Source organism: Pseudomonas sp. TE3899, from assembly GCF_056279105.1.
On the sequence record NZ_JBWBQR010000001.1, the window covers coordinates 1445065 to 1464830 of the forward strand.

Here is a 19766-nt window from a genome sequence, read left to right on the forward strand (position 1 = left end):
TTCGCACCCAGCAATGATTTACCGATTGCGTTGTAGCGGTGCGATGAGAAGGCCCCAAAGCGTCTCGGCACCGCCTTCTTGAGAAAGCTTCTGGTCTTGGCGAGTGTGGAACGCCATGCCGAAGGTCTTCAGGTACATGGATTGGTCGTCCGTATTTACGGTGAGTGCCTCGTTGTACGAGCCGCCGCCAAACGAGTCTCCATGGCTGTAGTAGATACCGGCGCCCATCTGGCCGCCGGTGAACACTGCCGCTTTTGCAACGTCGTGGCCGTCCTTGTAGATATTCGCAGAAAAGCGATTTGCATCTATCCGACGGAACACCCCTTCATACCCTGAGTTGCGCGCTTGGAGCTCCAGCAACGAGTTCTCGAAATAGCGGGCGATGTACTCGAAGCTGTCGAGCAAGAAGCGGTCTTTGTCCAGCTGGGTGAAGCTCTTAGTCATTCGAAGGTTACTCGACCTAGGGCCAGCCGGGGCGATAAGGGAGGGCGCTGAACCTCCATTGAAATCGTTGCGTTCAGCTCGCGGAGCAGTGTTCGGTTGGCTACGGCTGCGTCGCTCGGCAGCCTTCCGAACCTCCTTCGCAACCTGCAAGAATGCTTCGTCCCGATCAGGCCAAAGGGTCACTGGCTTACCATCTTGGGGCGTGCCAAGCAGCTTGCCGAAGGGGGCATGATGCCAATCGCATGGGCGAAGAATCACAGGAATGACAGTCGCTTCTTTAGCGGCATGGCGCTCCATCGCGCGAGCCATCTCGATGTTGTAGCAATAGTCGGAAGCGATGAAATCGGGGCTTACCAGCAACAGGATAATTTCGTCGCTGTTGATGTGATCATCAATGGCGGCATCGATCTCTTGGCCTGCTTCGATTCTGCGGTCGTGCCAAGTCTCAATGACGCCTTGGCGCTTGAGCATCGAAAGCTGCTTTTCCAACTGGTCGCGCAGCGCCTCGTCAGCATGGCAATAAGAAAAGAACACGTTCGGCAAAAGGGTCACTCCTACTCGGAAAAGTGCGATTTCGATCTTACGGGCAGCTTGGCTGCGAAGTACAGACGTTGGTTTGGCTTGACTGCTGATTGGATGCCCTTCAGTTGAACCTGTCAGCCAAAAAACAACGGTGCTCGAGTCGTGGCATGGTGATAGATCATTTGGGCTCGTTCGTAATGAATGATGTGCCTGCCGTGAGGCGTTGGCCACACGAACTGACGGATCTCAAGTGGCGCAAATGTAAAGGAAGGTGGAAGGCCTAGGCGTCTCTTAACCGTGCCGTCAGCACTGTTGCATTGCTCGCAGATGATGACGGGAGCAAACGTGGTGATCCGATGAGGTTCTCCAGGAAGCGGTTTTCGTACGTTAGGGTCGATTCCATGGTTATGGTGAGTATGGAGACCTACAGCCCAGCCTTCTCGCGTATGCGGTTTGTTCGGGTAAAGCATCGTCCAACGTAGCAATTGGTATCGTGTCCGTTCGCAGCACGGGCATCGCCAATGATCATCAAGCTTCGCCCATAGCTGGTGGCAATGGGCGCCATCAAAGCTCAGGTATTCCTCCCAGCTAGGAATGCGCCGGAGCAGATTGCTATTCAGCGTTTTCTCTCTGTTAGCATTCTTGATTTTGGTACCGTCGCAGGCCAAACAGTAGCCATTGGCCGAAAACTCGGGCTTGCAGGGACAGAGGTTTTTGGTCATCAGAGCTTCTCAGGATAAATCGTTTGAGAAAGGAGTTTTTAAGGGGGGCCACCCACGCCGGTAACTGGATTCCGTCTGCCATCGTGATAGCTGAGGAGGAAAAGCAGTATGAATATGACCGATTGAAGGGATCTAAAATCTGCCAGATTTCTGAGGTCATTTACAGCCTAATCCTGGACGACCCCGATGGTAGCTTCAAGATACCTCTCCCGCGTTACACAGCCGAGGTGATGCGACCGGTGCTCGAAGGTATCAGTAGTGCAAAAGACGCGAAAATCGCGTGATTCTGTAGGACGTCAAAAACCAGCAGAGGGGTGTGCGCCCTATGCTGAATTTGTTACACGTCACTTGCGGGGTTTGCCCGCATCACTCCGTTTATCTCGAATCTGTCCATCTTGATTGCGAGAACGCGGCTGCTCACCACCGCCTGGTTTAGGAACGTTGACGTCTTTGTTGATAGGGCGACGATCTGTCATACGAAATCTCCTTCATGCGTTAAGGATCTTACGAAAATACATCGGTAGACAGCGGGCGCATCAAGCAATAACCACACTATGTGGTGCTTCTTGATTTGCCTTAACACAACATAGTGCGTTTTTGACGGTTTCGCAGTTGTTTTGGATCACATCCTTGTGGCACCTGAACGGGGGATGCTGCGGGCAGCGAAACTATTGGCTCAGCCATACGGCTGGGCTTGCCCGCAAGCTCAGAAATCAAGCTATCATCTGGCCATTATTGTTACCAACCAAGGATGGGCGGGTAGGCACCCTTAATGGGCGCTCACTCCATCTGATGAACCGATGGCAAGCAAGGAGAATCGCAGTGAGATCCCAGGTCAGAATCATCGACTCGACGCAGTTAAAAAACGCCAACCCGAACCTTGTAGATCCTGTCGGTTACCGCAAAAGCGGGCTGAGCTTGAATCACATCATTGGCTGTCCACTCGATTGCAGCTACTGCGTTCGTCATCTCTATGGAAATTTTGATCAGCGAACGCCGCAAGCATTGATGAGCGATGAAGAAGCCTTCCAGCGATTTATCACTCACCGGTATTTCCAGCCTCATATCACACCCATTCAGTTGTTCAACCGGGCCACCGACCCGATGCTCCCCGAGGTCAAGAGTCATACCCATAATCTGCTGCGTATGCTTGATGAGGCCGGGCTGACCAACAATGTGCTTGTGATCACTCGATGGCGTGTATCTCAGGACGATTGCGAGCGCTTCAATACGCTCAGAAATATCAAGCTGACAGTGCTGGTTACGTACTCAGGAATTGATGATCCGAAGGTAGAGCCCATCAAGTCTTCGATCGCTGCCAACAGTCTGAAGATGCTGTTCCGCCATGCCAGTCACTACAAAGTGGTGTTGTATTGGCGCCCAATCGTTCCAGGGCTAAACGACTCGTTTGAACACATTGCAAAGGCCGCGGCGCTGGCCAACCATGCCCATGCGACCGTATTTAGCGGGCTGTTCTATCGAAAGGAAATAGCCGAGTTTTACCAGAGCCAAGGAATCCCTGAACCTTACAAAATGACGGCAAGACGAAAACTACTCCCGCTGGAAGATGAGCATAGGTTGCTCAGATTGTATGGGGAACAGAATAAGGTGACGCCGATCTTCCACAAAACCTCTTGCGGAGTTGCCTTTGCGCATGCGCAACCCGATTACAACGGACACTTCGGTATCACCGAACTATGCGATACCTGCCCTAGCTTCCAATTCTCCATCTGCAAGGCGGCATGGAAGAAGCCAGATCAGCAGATTCTCAATCGAATGTGCCACGAGCTGGGTGCTGTGGAAGACCCGCAGGTGAACGACCGTGCGATTGTCGTTCGTGGCCTGGATGAACAGCGTCGTTACTATTTACAGCACTCACTACGCTATCAGGTGCACGACGCTGATAAACCCCATCACTACGCGCGCCATGGCCGCGCCGAGGCTACAAGGAATCTCTGATGCTAAAAACAGACTTCGCCTGGCCCTCTGAACCAATCATCATCGTAGACGTTGAGGGCAATGGGCATACGCCACCCGACTTGGTCGAGGTGGGAATCGCCTCATTTCCACCGACGGAAAACCGCGAGATTTTGTCTTGGTTAATCAAGCCCGTCCATCGGATCACTTGGCAGGCCCAGCGAATCCACGGTATTAAAAACGCGGAGCTGGAAAATTGCCCATCCTGGGCTGAGATCATGGATGACGTCGAGCAGCACCTGCAGAGCCGATGGTTCGTCGCGCACAATGCGTCGGTCGACTATGGCGTGATGAAGCGTCACCTACCCGAATGGTCGCCAGTGGGGGTCATCGACACTTTGAAACTTGCTCGTCACGTCTACCCTAACGCCAAGAGCCATCGGCTTGAGTCATTGCTCATTGACACAGGGCTGCGCGACAAGGTCGCCGACCAGCTCCACCGGGCAGCAGATGATGCTTATGCGACGGCCTTATTGCTTGATCATCTCATCGAAAAGTCAGCTGCCAGCACTTGGCAGGACATCTGCAAAATCGCGCAGCTCAAAACGCAACCTTACGAGCAGTCGCCTCCCCCGGAACAAGGAAGCCTATGGTGAAGCCTGTTGTTTTAGGTGTCACTGGAACCCACTCCACGGGGAAGTCCACCTTCTGTGAAGCGCTCAAAGTTTCACTTGAGTGCAAAGGCATCTGCGTTGCTACCATCCCATCGTTCGGGAAGCTTGCGGTACAGCAAGGTATCCCGCTGCTCACTCAGCATACCTACGACTCCACGATGTGGTTTATCGACCGTACGCTTGAGGCGCAACGAGCAGCGGCTGACACAGTCGAGGTGATATTGGTCGATCGACCGATCATGGATGCCGTGGCGTATTGGAATGCCGCAGTCGAGCATCGAGGTACATCTGCACCGATGCACCAGGTAGATGCGGTCAAATCATTAATCACCAGCCAACTTCCTGGCTACTCGATGATCGTTGCGACCAGGCTTGATAGCTCCATTGCTCTCGGCCCAGGACGCGATACCAACTTGCCTTTCAGGGCGTCCGTCGACAGCCATTTGCATCAGATTTTGAACGACTTCGGGATCCAGCATCAGATGCTTTTTCCTGACATACGAGATGTTCTTCTCGATAGCTTACACATCGAAATCCTTCAAAAGTTGGAGCACTTATGACCGGCCCCCGTACGGGACTCTTGGCAGGAAAGCAGGTGAGGCGCCTCGGATTTGGCACCATGAGGCTCACGGGGCTGGGCATCTGGGGCCCGCCTGCTTCCGAAGCTGAAGCCGTCCAGCTCCTGCGTAAAGCGGTGGAGTTGGGCGTGCAACACATCGATACCGCTGACGCCTATGGGCCAAATGTGGCCGAGGGGCTAATTCGTAAAGCGTTGTTTCCCTATGCCGACGACCTGATCATTGCAACTAAAGGTGGCTTCACCCGTCAAGGTCCCGGCAAGTGGACGCCATGCGGCGTTCCAGCGTATTTGCGCCAGTGCGTTGAGATGAGCCTCAGGCAGCTCAACGTCGAAGCGATAGATCTGTATTACTTGCACCGTGTCGATCCAAATGTCCCCTTGGCTGACCAGGTCGGGGAGCTTGAGCAGATGCGACAAGAAGGGAAGATCAAATGCCTGGGCTTGTCGAAAGTTGATATTCCTCAAATCACCCAGGCGATTGCGATTGCACCCATCGCCGCGGTTCAGAATCAATTTAGCATCCTGGATAACCAGTCCGAGGATGTAATCCGCTGGTGTGAGCAGAACGAAATAGCGTTCATTCCCTACGCGCCTCTGAGCGCCGGAAGGTATTTTTCAACCGGTGAGGTTCGAGGCCAGTCCGCCTCGGCAACCCATGCCTTGAAATGGCTTCTGAACTATTCGCCGGTCATGTTCCCAATTCCGGGCACATCCAGAGTTGAGCATCTGGAGGAAAACCTCAGATCGGATATTGAGGGCTAGCACCTCGCGCGCTCTCTCATTCGACACATTGGCCTATGGGCTATTTTTCCCAGCTGCTCGAGCGGCACTCTAGTGTTTACCGATGGAGATTGGCTTTGAGTACCCGCATCCCACCTTTTAGTTCGCAACACCTAGAAGCTGCATGTCATGTTCTGGCTGATACGGAACGTGGCTTGAGCGGCACTCAAATTGGATATCTCCTCCAAGACATTCGCGTTCCGGACGCCGACGCCAACAACACCAAGTGGAAGCGCTTGTTCAACGCTTTGGCACAAATGCAAAACCAGCATCAGGTCGGGAATCATCTCATTCTTTTCATCAACAGCGCTATGAATCCTGTGAGCTACGCCCGGGATCGTGAGGCCTTTATTTGGCGCAGGGATGAGCTCAACGTTGTCCTAGCATTCTCGGGATTCTATGTGCGCGATGATGGAAAGGTCGGGCGTGCGGACAAGGCAACCACACTGGATGTGGCCCGTGCCCGTGTAGGCCGGCTCAAAGCTTCGCTAGAAGCCCGAGCAGTACATGAGGAGGTTTTGAAATATTGTAGGGCAGAACTGTTGAGCGAGAATTACTTCCACGCCGTATTTGAGGCTAAAAAGGGGATTGCGGCACGAATCCGAAATCTTTCGGGCTTGAATGGTGATGGCGCCGATTTGGTGACAAAGGCTTTCCTTGGGCAAAGCCCAATGCTTGCCTTGGGCCCCCTGGCCACCGAGTCTGAGAAAAGTGAGCAGAAGGGATTTGCGAATCTGCTAATCGGACTGTTCGGCGCCGTCCGCAATCCTTTGGCGCATGCGACGAAGATAGATTGGCCTATGTCCGAGCAGGACGCCCTCGACATTCTCACGATGGTATCGCTGATGCATCGTAAGCTTGATGTCACCCGAAAGATAAACCCTTAGGTTCAGTAGGGTGAGCCAGCGGATTTCTTCAGCGCCTTCGTCCCGACTCACCTCTATCGAGAAAAATGCGATGCCGGTCTATTTCATTGGTAAGCGCATGGTAAATACGTCTTGCGCACCATGTATGCGGCAACAGCTAACGGCTCGATCTCACTAGCCTTCTGCATTGGCAACCGAATGCGATCTTGAGTAATTAGCTCAGCAATGTGCAAATACTGCACATTGCGGTCTGCTGTCTGCCGCTTTAGCGCCTGCCGATGACTTCAAACAAAGCGTGGTCAGTAGGTCGAAAATCTACTTGTTGCAAATGGATTCCTAGGTGAAATTCGTATAGTTTCGCAGTACGTAACCACATGAGATACGTAGCTATGGCACTGGACTGCATCATGTGCGGTAACCCGGCGGGATCGCGAGAGCACGTGTTCCCCGCCGCATTCGGAGGACGGAGGAAGAACAAAGGGATTTACTGCGAAGACCACAACGAAGGTCTCGGCCACCACGTAAAGGAGTTGATGAAGGCGCTGAGCTATTTCAATGCCTCGCTAGGGGTTCGATCCGATCACTACGATGCCCCTCAGCCACATCAGATAGCTCAGCCAAATGGGCAGCGGTTCCAGGCACTACATGACAACATCGAGGTCGCTCCACCACCTCCTTTGAGTCAGACGCCAGCGATTTTGGGTAAGGAAGCTGTCTTGGCATTTGCCTCTATCCCACAGCGAGATAGGTGGATCACGGAGCAGAAGAAGAAAGGCTTTGAATTCCTATCTGCCGTCACGGGTGAGTCTCGGACTGAGTATTTCCCGACGGCAATGAACCAGCGCTTAGAGTTTGGTTCCGATGAGTTTCGATGTGCTTTGGCCTACGTGGCGCTCACTCTCCTATCGCATTACTTTCCAGATGTGTCGCGTCATGGTGCACTGTCCTCAATCAAAAAATGCATCCTCGGCGAAGAGTTGATAGGTGATCGGGTTTGGTGGGTAGATCCATCCCGCGTTACGGTGCCTTCCGATAGCTCGTTCCCACACGTTCATTCAATCGTGATTGAGATATCGGGAGCAACGGGACAGGCTACTGGCCTCATCACGCTCTTCAAACACCTTTGCCTTGCCGTAGATCTAGGCGTATCACCTCCAGGTGCCGAAAAACGCATTACAATCTTGATAGATCCATTAGCGCAGCGGCCTGGGCTCAATAAGGATGTGCTTGAAATACATGGCGGCTCGCCGTTGAACGTCCCACCATGTGAGGACGGTCGAAAGTACCTGCAGCAAATGGTAAACCAGGAAAAGCCCAATCCTGTAACAGAGATCTTGCGTGAGCACCGGGATATACACATGGCTCGCCTTGTCGGAGACTTACTTCCGCGACTGTTGGCAGCGCAAGAGATGAATACCGCTGAGCGCCTTCACCACGTTCGAATGATCATTGATGAGCAGGGGCAGCGGATTTTGAACCTGCTCAACCGAGGGATCAAAATGGCGGTTGAGGGGCCGCTCGAGTTGCCACCTCCTGTAATTGATGCCTTGAAGCTGGCTATCGTTGAGGACAGCTCTACGAGGCATGGGATGGCCGAGAGATCGATGGGCTACCTAATTCTCGCTAAGTCAGCAGTGATGGCTGAAGCAATTCGGCACCTAGATGCAGGGACTATGGACGAGGACACGCTACAACAACTCTTTGGCGATGGATTGGGCATCGCGACAGCAACAAAACCGGTGACTACTGCAGTGATTAACACCACCGACCTCAGATCCTGATAACCTGGTTTGGCGATTGCCGCCGAGCGCACGTGGCAGGCTGGGGTGGATATCTGCAAATACGTAGAGCGCAGGCTGCTTCGCCCCGGGGCGGCACGTCACAAGCGGAACGTATGGCAACTATTGCAGGGGGAAATGTACTCCTTGCGTAGCGCTCGGCGGCGATTTGGTACCAGCTGCATGCGAGTCTTTCTAGGAGTGTGCTGTCGAGCCTCAGCCTGGGGGCATCCTTTTCAAGCTACCCAAAGAATGCCCCTCGATGTGCCCCCAACGTAGCAATCCACTGGAAGTGTATGGATCTCCATGTTCTATGAGAACGCAGAAATGATCAGATAAACAGCCCGCCAGACGGCTTCTATAGACTCTCAGGATCGCCAAAAAACATCTGAATCCTGGACCGCAACCAACGCTCCCCCGGATCATTGTCCTGCGACCCGCGCCAGGCCATGTGCAATTCAAAAGTGCGCACTGGCAACGGCGGATCTTCCGCTCGCACGCCGCCTGCTGCGGTCAAGGCTTCAGCGGTGTAGTCCGGCACGGTGGCGACAATATCGGTCCCGCTGATGAGGGTGCTCAGCCCGTTGAACTGCGGCACTGCCAGGACAACATGGCGTTTGCGCCCGAGTTTTTCGAGTTCTTCATCTATAAAGCCGCTCAAATCGCCAGCGAACGACACCAGCGCATGGGGACGCGCACAGAAGTCATCCAGGCTCAGCGGCCCCGGCACGGTATCGGCCCGCAACAGCTTCGGCATGCTGCGGCGAAGCACTTTGCGCTTGGCGTTGGCCGGCAAATCGGCGGTGTAGCTGACGCCGATCGAGATCTCGCCGGAGGCCAGCAGGCTCGGCATCAGGATGTAGTTGGCCCGACGTACCACCAGGACGATGCCCGGTGATTCGGCGCGCAGGCGTTTGAGCAGCATCGGCAGCAAGGCGAATTCGACGTCGTCCGACAGACCGATACGAAATACCGCAGTGCTGGTGGCCGGGTCGAATTCCGCCGCACGGCTGACCGCTGTGGAAATCGAGTCCAGGGCCGGGGAGAGCAGGGCGAAGATTTCCACCGCCCGGGCGGAAGGCTCCATGCTGCGGCCGGTGCGCACGAACAACGGATCGTCGAACAGCCCGCGCAGGCGCGACAACGCCGCGCTGATGGCCGGCTGGCCAAGGAACAGTTTTTCCGCCGCGCGGGTCACGCTGCGTTCGTGCATCAGTGTTTCGAATACGATCAACAGGTTCAGGTCGACACGACGCAGGTCATTACGATTCATCTGGAGTCCTGGCAGAGTCAGCAAACTTGACGTGAGCGGCCATATGAGAACAATGGCCGGCATGAATCTTACGGGCAAAGGCTGCTACTCTGCACCGTGTAATTCACTTTTTACTTAAATGGCTGCTTCGGTTTTTACGGCATCTGATGATGTCGCCGGCGCTGCGGAATCAATGACAGGCATGTCGACTATTAATAGCCACTGATGGTCTTGGGTAGAAAGCCCAGATAGAGTTCAGGGCATTAGAGGTTACTTTGACGAGGTTTGCGATGTCCCGCACGATCCGTTTTCACAAGTTTGGTCCAGCCGAGGTGCTCAAATGCGAAGAGCATGCGGCCGCTCTGCCTGCACCAGGTGAAGTGCAGGTGCGCGTCGAAGCAATCGGCATTAGCTGGTACGACATTCTCTGGCGCCAGAACCTGGCGTCGTCCCACGCTCGTCTACCTTCAGGCCTTGGCCATGAAATGGCCGGCGTCGTGACGGCGATTGGCGATGGTGTCGACGATCTGGCAGTAGGTGACAAGGTCGCCAGCTTCCCGGCCGAAAGCCCTAACGATTATCCGGTCTACGGCGAACAGATTGTCCTGCCGCGCTCGGCACTGACCCGCTACCCGGACGTGCTCAGCCCGATCGAAGCCAGCGTGCATTACACGCCGCTGTTGATCGCCTACTTTGCCTACGTCGACCTGGCGCGAGTCAAGCCGGGGCAATTCGCCCTGGTGACCGACGCAAGCCATTGCGCAGGGCCTTCCTTCGTGCAACTGGGCAAAGCCCTGGGTATACGGGTGATTGCCGCGACCAAGACCGCGGAAGAACGTGAAAACCTGCTGTCCCTCGGTGCCGAGAAAGTCATCGTCACCGAAGAACAGGATCTGCTTATGCAAATCAACAAAATCACGGACAACCGCGGGGTCGATGTGGTATTCGACGGCCTCGGCGGGCCACAGATGTCGCTACTCGGTGACGTGCTCGCACCCCGTGGCAGCCTGGTGCTTTATGGCCTGCAAGGGGGCAACCAGACGCCATTCCCGGCCTGTGCGGCGTTCCAGAAGAACATTCAGTTCTTCGTACACTGCATCGGCAACTTCACCGGTAAGCCGGAGTTGGGCATTGTTCAGGATCAGGTGGCGTTGCAACGAGCGTTGCGCGATATCAACCAGTTGACCGCCGACCGCGTGCTGTTGCCGCTCAAGACTCGGGTCTTCCCGTTTGCCGAGTTTGTCGAAGCCCACCGCTACATGGACGAATGCCCATGCCGCGAACGGGTCGCCCTTCAGGTCGAGCCCGCGTAACACCCTTCAAGCAGTCCCCCGATGCCCTCGGTGCTCCCCGCGCCGAGGGCATCGTCGTTTCTGAACGGTGCATTTGAGCAACTGAACCGGTTTTTGCTTTCGATCTGTATCTTCTAATCATCATATAAGCCCTGATAATTGAATGATTACTTTCATCTCAAGGAACGAGTCATGGGTGGGCGTTCGATTGATATTAATTCGTGCATATTGGTTGCAGGCGATGGGCCGGTGTTGCAGTGGGCAACTATCAAAAATATATCAGTAACTTCTTTCTCTATTTTTTGTACTCAATGTCTGTGGGACGTTGTCGGAAGTTTCCTAGGAGGTCAGTTTAAATCTCAAGGACCTTGCCCGCTGGGGCTTTGCGAGGAGGTGGCTGTCGCCTGGGTATAGGCAGAGTACAAACCATTTCAAATAATTACTCACATTCGAGTGCTAGCATTTTATGAAAGGATTGCTGCACTTCATCACCGAGAATCGGTCGCGCAGTGTTTATCACTGTTTGCGTGACATTGAACTTCCGAATACCAGGTAAAACACTGATGACTACAATCCACGATCAGGCAATGAACTATGTTTATCAGCAAGTACTGCAAAGGCTGCTGAGTTTTTTCTCTCGCGCCGAGCGCACTGCATTGCAGCTTATGATTCAGCGCCTGGTGGTGGCCGCCGGGGGGATGGAGCGAATTGGCGATTTCAAGGTGATGTCGATTCAGTCCGGGACACTGGACAGTTGCTACACCCTGGCATTGCTGCGTGCCGCACAACTGAGTATCGCCAGCCGTGCACCGGCGACCTTCCAGTTGCGGGTGGCGACCTTGCGCCTGAACGGGACCGGCTCGACGGCGCTGGACAATATCCACCGCAGCAACGCGGCATTGTTCCTCTATGACGATCCTCGGGTCGAATTGTTGATGGTGGATAACCGTGAAGTCCTGCCATTCGACCACTTGGCCCCCATCTCCGAGGCCGGGCGCGAGTCGAATCGGCTCAATCAATTGATGGTCGGCCATTGCCGGACCTGTGACGGTCCGCTCGACCTATGGGATGACGGCTACCTGACCACTGGCGAGTTCTACGGGCAAATTGCGCGCTGGGACAGCGGCGTCGATGCCTTGATCAGCAGCGAAACGCCTCGCCAGCAGAGACAGTTTCTCGAAGGATTGAAGCGTGCGGCGCAAAAGGCCGGCCTCGGGACCCTGAACTGCACATCCGCTGGCTTCGAGGTGTTGTTTGCCATGCTTGATGAGCTGGGCAGCGACTATTACCGCGAGTTCTATTTCGGCCATGGGTACGCAACCTGGCGCCCGGCGGGCCGATTTGAAGCCTGCCGCCGGACCACTAGTCTCGATATTCACGACATGGTCGTCGGCAAACTGGAAGAACGCTGGCCTCTGCTCACCGAATTCCTGGGTGTCCGCCCCGACGAAATGGCGGCGCACCTGAGCGACAACGACTATGTCAGCCCTGGGATTGCGGCGCACTTGCGGGGGCTGCAAGCGTGCTTTGTGTCGGGCCGAAGCTACGAAACCGGGGTCGCCGAATATTTGCAGCGCGCTTTGGTGATGATGCGTCGCAAGCAGGTGCCGGAACGTATTTGCGAGCTGGCCCTGGAGGCATTCGGTAACCCGGCCACCGAGGCCGAACAGCGCCTGCTGGCGACGGCCGAGGCGCACAAAACCCTCGGACTGACCGAGGCCCAGCTGGTATGCCTGCTGTTTTCGCCGTTCATCGACCGTGGCGCGGGGCTGGAGCACTTCCTGCGCAGTTGCCACCCCGGCATGCTGGTGGCAATGCCGGAATTGCACAAGGCGATGCAGGGTTATCAGGTGCCGGAACAAGTGGTGCAGTGGATGGTCGATGTCAGCGGCTTGCCGGTCAGCCTGATCGGCACGTTGTATCGCATGAAGCCGGTGGTGGTTGAGGCCGACAACGGCGTCGAAGAACCGCGCAACGATGACGCTGCCGTGGTTGGCGAACTGTCCGCGGGGCATTGACGGTGCAAGGGCTGCCGCGATCCACAACCGCTCATGCACCTGCTCGCACCGTGCCTGGCCATTACCGATGAAAGGACCCAGAGAAACCGATTTTGCTTACCAGGCGGTTTACCGGTACTTGACGCACTTGACCCATAAGTCGGATGGCGGTACGCCCATCCGTCTGCCCTCGTTGAGGCAGTTGGCGGTGCGCCTTAATGTGTCGATCTCGACCATCCAGTACGCGTATTCGCTGCTAGAGAAGGAGGGCCGGGTCTACTCGGTGGCCAAGTCCGGCTATTACTCCCTGCCGGTCACCGCCATTGGCCCGCAGACCAGCGGTAATGATCTGCTTGAGTGCGTTTATGCCAATGCCCGGCGTCCGGAAATGCTGGTGTTGAGCACCGACGAGCCGGCCTTGTTGCAGCCACTGGACAGCCCTTTGCTGATGTTGGAGCGCGAGCTGCTGCGTCAATATCCGCGTCAACCGGCATCGGCTGCGCAACCCTGCGGCGAGCTGGAACTGCGCACGGCCCTCGCGGCGCGCTACACCACGTCGCCGGCGCGTTGCTGGCATGCCGATGAGGTGTACATCGGCGCCGACCTGCGTGGGGTTCTGGAAATACTGATCGCGGTCCTGCGACTCAAGGATGCGACCGTGGTAATCGAGTCGCCGTGCGATTGGGTCATCCTGCGGTTGTTCGAGGCGGCGGGTGTACGGGTGGTCGAGTTGCCGTTGCGAGCCTGCGGCTCACTGGACCTGGAGCAACTCAAGGAAGTGCTGGAGGCCCGCCCGGTGCGGCTGGTCGTGCTGTCGTCCGGGATGAGCATGCCCCGAGGCAGCCAGATTCCCGACGACAATCGCCAGTCCATCGCCGACCTGTTGGCGCAGCATGGCAGCTGGGTGCTGGAAAACGACTGTTACGGTGAACTCGGTTTCGAGTCCGACGGCCCGAGATTTCGCGACCTTCTGGATCCTGACCGACTGATCGTGTTTTCTTCCTTCGAGAAACTCATCGGCCCCGAAGCGCCTTATGGCTATCTGCTCTCGCGGCTCCTGGGGAATGAATTGCAGCGGCATTTTTTGCTGCGCGCTTTTCGCTTGTCGCCGATCCGCCAGAAGGCCATCGCACGCCTGTACAGCAGTGGACGTATCGATCAGCATCTGCAAGTGCTGAGGCGCTTGCTCAAGGAGCGCCAGGTGCAGATGACCCAACTCTTGCACGAGCGCCTGGGCGATGCCTTGCAACTGGTGGAGCCGCAGGGTGGGGCGACGATCTGGGCGCGCTCGTTGCGCCAGGTCGATGTGCGCCGGGTGTTCCAGCGCTTGCTCAAGCAGCAGGTGGTGATTGCGCCGGGAGAGTTGTTCAGCCTGCAAGGCCTGTATGGTCAGCACTTGCGCCTGAGCCATACGTTTAGTGGTGATCATGATCTGGGAACCGCCCTGGGTTTGCTGGGGGATGCGTTGCGTCTGGAGTCGGTCGATTGAGCCAGGTTAAAAAACGTCGTCCATGGCTCGGATCGTTACCATCGCGTTGCGGTCAAACTGCCAGTAAACTGCGTTCCAATTCCTGAGCCACTCTATCTAGAGGTTTTGCATGACAATCAGTCCTTTTGCGGGCAAACCGGCACCGGCAGAATTGTTGGTCGACATCCCGCGACTGGTTACGGCCTACTACACCGGCCAGCCTGATGCCGCCATCTCTACCCAGCGCGTAGCCTTCGGCACGTCCGGTCACCGAGGCAGCTCGTTCGACTTGAGTTTCAACGAATGGCACGTTCTGGCGATCAGCCAGGCTATCTGCCTGTACCGTGAGGCCCAGGGCATCGATGGCCCACTGTTTGTCGGTATCGACACCCATGCGCTGTCGACGCCGGCCGGTGCGAGCGCCCTCGAAGTGCTGGCGGCCAACGGCGTCACCGTGATGATCGCCGAAGGCGACGAGTACACGCCGACCCCGGCCATTTCCCATGCGATTCTCTGCTACAACCGCGGCCGTACCTCGGGCCTGGCGGACGGTATCGTCATTACGCCATCCCATAACCCGCCACAAAGCGGCGGCTACAAATACAACCCTACCAACGGCGGCCCGGCCGATACCCATATCACCAAGTGGATCGAAGCCAAGGCCAACGAGTTGCTCGGCAACAAACTGGCCGGCGTCAAGCGCATCAGCTACGAACAGGCGTTGAAGGCCAGCACCACCCATCGTCACGACTACCTCAATACCTATGTCGCCGATCTGATCAACGTGATCGACTTCGACGCCATTCGCGATGCCAAGCTGCATCTGGGTGTCGATCCGCTGGGCGGAGCAGGGGTGCGTTACTGGTCGGCGATTGCCGAGCATTACCGCCTCGATCTGGAAGTGGTCAACACCCAGGTCGATCCGACGTTCCGTTTCATGACCGTCGATTGGGACGGGCAGATCCGTATGGACCCATCGTCCACCCACGCCATGCAAGGTTTGATCGGTCTGAAAGATCGCTTCGACGTGGCCTTCGGCTGTGACCCGGATCATGACCGTCATGGCATCGTCACCCCGTCCGGTGGCCTGTTGGCACCGAACAACTACCTCGCCGTGTCCATCGACTACCTGTTCCAGAACCGTCCACAGTGGCGTGCCGATGCCGCCGTGGGTAAAACCGTGGTCAGTAGCGGCCTGATCGATCGTGTGGCCAAGCGCCTGGGTCGTCGCCTGTACGAAGTGCCGGTCGGCTTCAAATGGTTTGCCGATGGCTTGTTCGACGGCTCCCTGGGCTTCGGTGGCGAAGAGAGCGCCGGTGCCTCGTTCCTGCGCAAGGATGGCGGCGTCTGGAGCACCGACAAGGATGGCCTGATCCCGGCCCTGCTGGCGGCAGAAATGACCGCGCGCACCGGTCGCGACCCAAGCCAGGCCTACCGCGCCCTGACCGATGAACTGGGCGAACCGTTCTCGGTGCGGGTCGATGCCAAGGCCAATCCTGAGCAGAAAGCGCTGCTGAGCAAACTGTCCCCGGATCAAGTCACCTCGACCCAACTGGCCGGCGAAGCGATCCAGAGCATCCTCAGCCATGCGCCGGGCAACGACCAGGCCATCGGCGGCTTGAAAGTCATGACCGAGAACGGCTGGTTCGCGGCGCGTCCGTCGGGTACCGAAGACATCTACAAGATCTACGCGGAAAGCTTTGTCAGCGACGAACACCTCAAGCAGTTGGTGGCTGAGGCCCAGACGCTGGTGGATGGCGCAATCTCGGCGAAGTGATTGAGGAACCCTGTGGCGAGGGGGCTTGCCCCCGTTGGGTTGCGAAGCAACCCCAAAACAGGCGAATGCGTTATTTCAGATCGTCCGCATTCACCGGTTTGCGACTGCTGCGCAGCCGAACGGGGGCAAGCCCCCTCGCCACATGCAATACACACATAGAAAAGGGGCGACCATTACGGTCGCCCCTTTTTTGTCTGCGATTTACTCGATCAAGCCAGATCCACCAACACGATTTCACTGTCCTCAATCGCCGTCACTCGCAACACCTGCTCATCGGCAACCGCGACACCGTCTCGAGCTTGGGCCCGCAAGCCGTTGACTTCAATCACACCCGTAGCCGGAACCAGATAAGCACGGCGCCCATTGTCCAGACGATACTCCGCCGATTCCCCGGCTTTCAGATTAGCCGCCACCAACCGCGCATCAGCGCGAATCCGCAGGCTCTGATCGTCACCGGACTTGCCACTGGCCAGGGTCACGAAACCTTCGCGCTGGCCTTTGGGGAAAGGCTTGGCGCCCCACGACGGCGCCGAACCGGCCTCGTTGGGGATGATCCAGATCTGGAAGATCCGGGTTTCGGTGGCTTCCAGGTTGTATTCGCTGTGGGCAATCCCGGTGCCGGCGCTCATGACTTGCACGTCGCCCGCTTCGGTGCGGCCCTTGTTGCCGAGGTTGTCCTGGTGGGTAATCGCACCTTCACGCACATAAGTGATGATTTCCATGTCGCGGTGCGGATGTTGGGGGAAGCCGGTGCCGGGAGCGATCACATCGTCGTTCCAGACCCGCAGGTTGCCCCAGTTCATGCGTTTGGGGTCGTGGTACTCGGCGAACGAAAAATGGTGATGGGCATCCAACCAGCCATGGTGGGCGCCGCCCAAGGTGTTGAAAGGTCTGAGTTCAAGCATGATCGTCTCCTGAAAGGTTCGTCATGGGGCAGTGCGCCTGGACCACGAAACAAGAACCGGTGGTTGATGGCGTGCATCATCTATCAGGCGATAATCGATAAAAAGCGTAAAAAGTGCCTCAAAACAATCGATTTAGTTGATGCTAAATAACCTCGAAACATTCTCATCCAGCCTTCACTTCATCGCTTAAGCCAATGACCTGTAAGCATTTCACTAGAACTCAACGGCAAATGCAGACACCATAGCCCCCAACAGCCTCACACCCTGGAGTCCGTCCGCGTGCCGCAACACACCCCCGATCTTCCCCCCGAACTTCGTCCTCTGGCCGAGATGCCGTTGCTCAAGCGCCTGGCCGCGCGGTTTTTTGGCTATGGCTTGACCCAAATGCGCGCGCAACACCGTGCTTCATGGCTGCACGGGCAAGCCGATGGCTTCCGCAGCGGGCACAGCGCCGGGGTGGATTACGGGTTCAAGGAGGGCAAGGCTGAGGGGTTGGAAGAAGGCCGTCAGGTGCTGCTGATCCGCGATTCGCGCTCCACCGAGCATCGGCCACCGAATGTCGATGACAACCTGTTCGACGATTGGCGCCTGCCATTAACGGCCGAGATCAAGAAACGCATGAAGGCCGACGTTGCGCGCTGGCTGCCAGCGCAGGCACAGCCCAGCCTCGCGCAATGGAAGATGATCTTCAGCGATACCCCATCCACCTCGGTGATCGCCGGTGCAGGCGCGGGCAAGTCGACGACGCTGGTGCTGCGCATTCTGTTGCTGACCCACTACCTGGGCTTCGAACTCGGCTCAATGACCGTGGTGACCTTCACCCGGGAGTCGCGTAAAGACTTCATTAATAAACTGATCGAACTGTTTGCGCTGTGGGGCCGGGCGCTCAGCCTCAAAGAGGCGCGGGACTTGGTGCGCACCTTCCATTCGCGGATTTTGCCGATGGTCCGCAGCTTGCCGGGGTTCGAACGCCTGCAAGCCTTCGAAAACCTCAGCCATCGTGCGCAAAACGGCGACGACGAGGCCGACAGCAATCCGTTCGATCTGCGCATCAACGACGCCCAACGCCAGCAACTCAACGCCTGTTACCACAGCCTGTTTACCCGCAATGAGCGATTCCGCGAACTGATCCAGCCGTTGTCCCGCCACGCGTTGCAGCTCAAGGAGCTGGAGCGCGATCACCCGGATGTGCAGAAACGCATGGCCGTGACGGAACTGGCGGCCAAGCGCGACGAAGAGCTCTGCGACACGATAGAGGACCTGTGGTTTCGCGCCGGTGCCTGGCCGATCAAGGGCATCGAGCCCAACCGCCAGACGTTCGATATCAACGGTTCGACATTCCATTGTCATGGCTATATTCCGTCTCTGGATGCTTGGGTGGTGCTGGGTTTCGATCCTCGGGAAACCCCCCAGGTCAGCCGCCCGAATGCCAAGCTGACGGTTCGCGCCGAATGGGCGGTCAAACGCACCCTGTTTCAAGCTTTCTGTCGTAAGCCATTGATATGGCTGGATAGTTACGATTCGTCAAAACGTGTTTTGGCCTCGCTGGCAGGGGATGCCAGCGCCGGGCCAGGTTTCGATTACAAGGTCAAGGGTGAACTGGCGTCCGCCCCGTTACTGGACAGTTTTGTCGCCGCCGCCGGGTTTATCGAGAATCTGGGCCTCGACGTTCCGGACGCCGTGGGCCGGATGAATTTTGCCAAGGACGACCCTGACCGGTTTTTCTTCGAGGCACTGAGCCTGTTCTGGCATGCACTGGAAGATCACTTGCTCGATCAAAAGCCGCCCGTGATGACTTACAACCGTATGTTCGCCCTGTTCAGCGAACACTCGCCGGAGAATCTCAAGCTGTTGAGCGATGAGCTGCTCAGGCCGCTTTCACACCTGATGATCGATGAGTTTCAGGACGTATCGCCGCAGATCGTATCGTGGATTCGCGCCAGCCTGGCAGAGATCCGCAGTCGCGGCCCGGCGATGCATGTCGGGCGCGGCGCGCAGCGGTCCTCGCTGCTCTGCGTGGGCGATGATTGGCAGTCGATTTATGGCTGGCGCGGTAGCTCGCCGACGTATTTCATGGAGTTCAACAAGGAATTCCCGTCGCCGAGCACGACCCGGGTGATGCTCAGCGACAACTACCGCAGCCACCAGCACATCATCGATGCGGCCGAACACATCGTGCGCGCCGCGCCGGCCATCCCGGGCAAGAAGGCCAAGGCCAGCGGGGAGCCCAAGCCACTGCAGCCAGTCAACGTACTGGATCGCGATGATCAGGGCATGGCGCAGCGGCTGATGGAGCACTATAGAAAGGGCGATTCAATCTTGATGCTTTATCGAAAAAGCAGCGATAAGTTATTGATTGAGCAGCATATTCAGTCTGTAGTTAATGTTGATTCTAGCTTGCCGTACGAAGCGCGACGGCTTAAACAACTGACTTATCACAGCGCCAAAGGCTTGCAAGCCGACGCGGTATTCCTGTTGGGTGATTGCCAGCATCTCACCAGTTCGCCGTACAAGAACCAGGTGTATCGCATGGCCGGGCTTGGGAAAGCTGGCGATAGCGAGCCGTATGACAGCGCGCAGAAAGACGAGATTCTGCGGCTGGCTTATGTCGGTATTACCCGGGCGGTGAGTCATTGTTATTGGTACGTCGATGGTCAGGATAACCAGGCCGTCAATCTGCCCAAAGCGTCTGACAAGGTGGGTCAGGGCAAGGCGTTCTTTGCAGATCATCGACAAGGTCAGAAAGCGGCGACAGTCCCGTAGGCGCTACCGCACAATCTTTTCATGTCTAG

The 19766-nt window shown here is 56.7% G+C and carries 15 protein-coding genes; 12 read left to right on the forward strand and 3 right to left on the reverse strand.

Annotated elements, in window-relative coordinates; all coding sequences use genetic code 11:
* Nucleotides 1-18: 18 nt before the first annotated feature.
* Nucleotides 19-987, reverse strand: coding sequence for a toll/interleukin-1 receptor domain-containing protein (locus ACZ89E_RS06535; protein WP_476255146.1), 969 nt, complete (start codon nt 985-987; stop codon nt 19-21).
* Between the two features lie 724 nt (nt 988-1711).
* On the opposite strand from ACZ89E_RS06535, the gene ACZ89E_RS06540 reads away from it, so the two are divergent.
* The 7 genes from ACZ89E_RS06540 to ACZ89E_RS06570 all read left to right on the forward strand — a co-directional run bounded on the left by ACZ89E_RS06540 (nt 1712) and on the right by ACZ89E_RS06570 (nt 8286).
* Complete coding sequence (locus tag ACZ89E_RS06540) at nt 1712-1972, forward strand: hypothetical protein (RefSeq protein WP_476255147.1); 261 nt, start codon at nt 1712-1714, stop codon at nt 1970-1972.
* Nucleotides 1973-2510: 538 nt separating this feature from the next.
* Entirely contained in the window at nt 2511-3647 is a 1137-nt protein-coding gene (locus ACZ89E_RS06545; protein WP_476255148.1) for a radical SAM protein, read from the forward strand.
* Nucleotides 3647-4261, forward strand: a complete 615-nt coding sequence (locus ACZ89E_RS06550) for a 3'-5' exonuclease (RefSeq protein WP_476255149.1) — start codon at nt 3647-3649, stop codon at nt 4259-4261. The genes ACZ89E_RS06545 and ACZ89E_RS06550 overlap by 1 nt, the downstream gene beginning before the upstream one ends.
* Nucleotides 4255-4839: an AAA family ATPase gene (locus tag ACZ89E_RS06555; protein ID WP_476255150.1), complete on the forward strand. Its 585-nt coding sequence runs from the start codon at nt 4255-4257 to the stop codon at nt 4837-4839. Before ACZ89E_RS06550 ends, ACZ89E_RS06555 begins: the two co-directional genes overlap by 7 nt.
* Complete coding sequence (locus tag ACZ89E_RS06560) at nt 4836-5621, forward strand: aldo/keto reductase (RefSeq protein WP_476255151.1); 786 nt, start codon at nt 4836-4838, stop codon at nt 5619-5621. The genes ACZ89E_RS06555 and ACZ89E_RS06560 overlap by 4 nt, the downstream gene beginning before the upstream one ends.
* Before the next feature lie 95 nt (nt 5622-5716).
* Complete coding sequence (locus ACZ89E_RS06565; protein ID WP_476255152.1) at nt 5717-6526, forward strand: TIGR02391 family protein; 810 nt, start codon at nt 5717-5719, stop codon at nt 6524-6526.
* 368 nt (nt 6527-6894) lie between these two features.
* Entirely contained in the window at nt 6895-8286 is a 1392-nt protein-coding gene (locus ACZ89E_RS06570) for a hypothetical protein (RefSeq protein ID WP_476255153.1), read from the forward strand.
* A gap of 355 nt (nt 8287-8641) precedes the next feature.
* Here the strand turns inward: ACZ89E_RS06570 and ACZ89E_RS06575 are convergent, their stop codons facing one another.
* On the reverse strand, nt 8642-9556 hold the full coding sequence (locus tag ACZ89E_RS06575) for a LysR family transcriptional regulator (RefSeq protein ID WP_476255154.1): 915 nt from the start codon (nt 9554-9556) through the stop codon (nt 8642-8644).
* Between the two features lie 269 nt (nt 9557-9825).
* Between ACZ89E_RS06575 and ACZ89E_RS06580 the strand changes: the two genes are divergently transcribed.
* The 4 genes from ACZ89E_RS06580 to pgm all read left to right on the forward strand — a co-directional run bounded on the left by ACZ89E_RS06580 (nt 9826) and on the right by pgm (nt 16069).
* Nucleotides 9826-10848, forward strand: coding sequence for a zinc-dependent alcohol dehydrogenase family protein (locus ACZ89E_RS06580; RefSeq protein WP_149660356.1), 1023 nt, complete (start codon nt 9826-9828; stop codon nt 10846-10848).
* 542 nt (nt 10849-11390) lie between these two features.
* Complete coding sequence (locus ACZ89E_RS06585; RefSeq protein ID WP_476255155.1) at nt 11391-12845, forward strand: hypothetical protein; 1455 nt, start codon at nt 11391-11393, stop codon at nt 12843-12845.
* A 67-nt stretch (nt 12846-12912) separates the two neighbouring features.
* Nucleotides 12913-14313 carry an aminotransferase-like domain-containing protein gene (locus tag ACZ89E_RS06590; RefSeq protein ID WP_463257421.1) on the forward strand — a complete coding sequence of 467 codons (1401 nt, stop codon included), beginning with the start codon at nt 12913-12915 and terminating at the stop codon, nt 14311-14313.
* Between the two features lie 109 nt (nt 14314-14422).
* Complete coding sequence (gene pgm, locus ACZ89E_RS06595) at nt 14423-16069, forward strand: phosphoglucomutase (alpha-D-glucose-1,6-bisphosphate-dependent) (protein ID WP_149660359.1); 1647 nt, start codon at nt 14423-14425, stop codon at nt 16067-16069.
* 209 nt (nt 16070-16278) lie between these two features.
* On the opposite strand, the gene ACZ89E_RS06600 is transcribed toward pgm, so the two are convergent.
* Nucleotides 16279-16974, reverse strand: a complete 696-nt coding sequence (locus tag ACZ89E_RS06600) for a pirin family protein (RefSeq protein ID WP_476255156.1) — start codon at nt 16972-16974, stop codon at nt 16279-16281.
* 279 nt (nt 16975-17253) lie between these two features.
* Between ACZ89E_RS06600 and ACZ89E_RS06605 the strand changes: the two genes are divergently transcribed.
* Complete coding sequence (locus ACZ89E_RS06605; RefSeq protein WP_476255157.1) at nt 17254-19737, forward strand: UvrD-helicase domain-containing protein; 2484 nt, start codon at nt 17254-17256, stop codon at nt 19735-19737.
* Nucleotides 19738-19766: the final 29 nt, after the last annotated feature.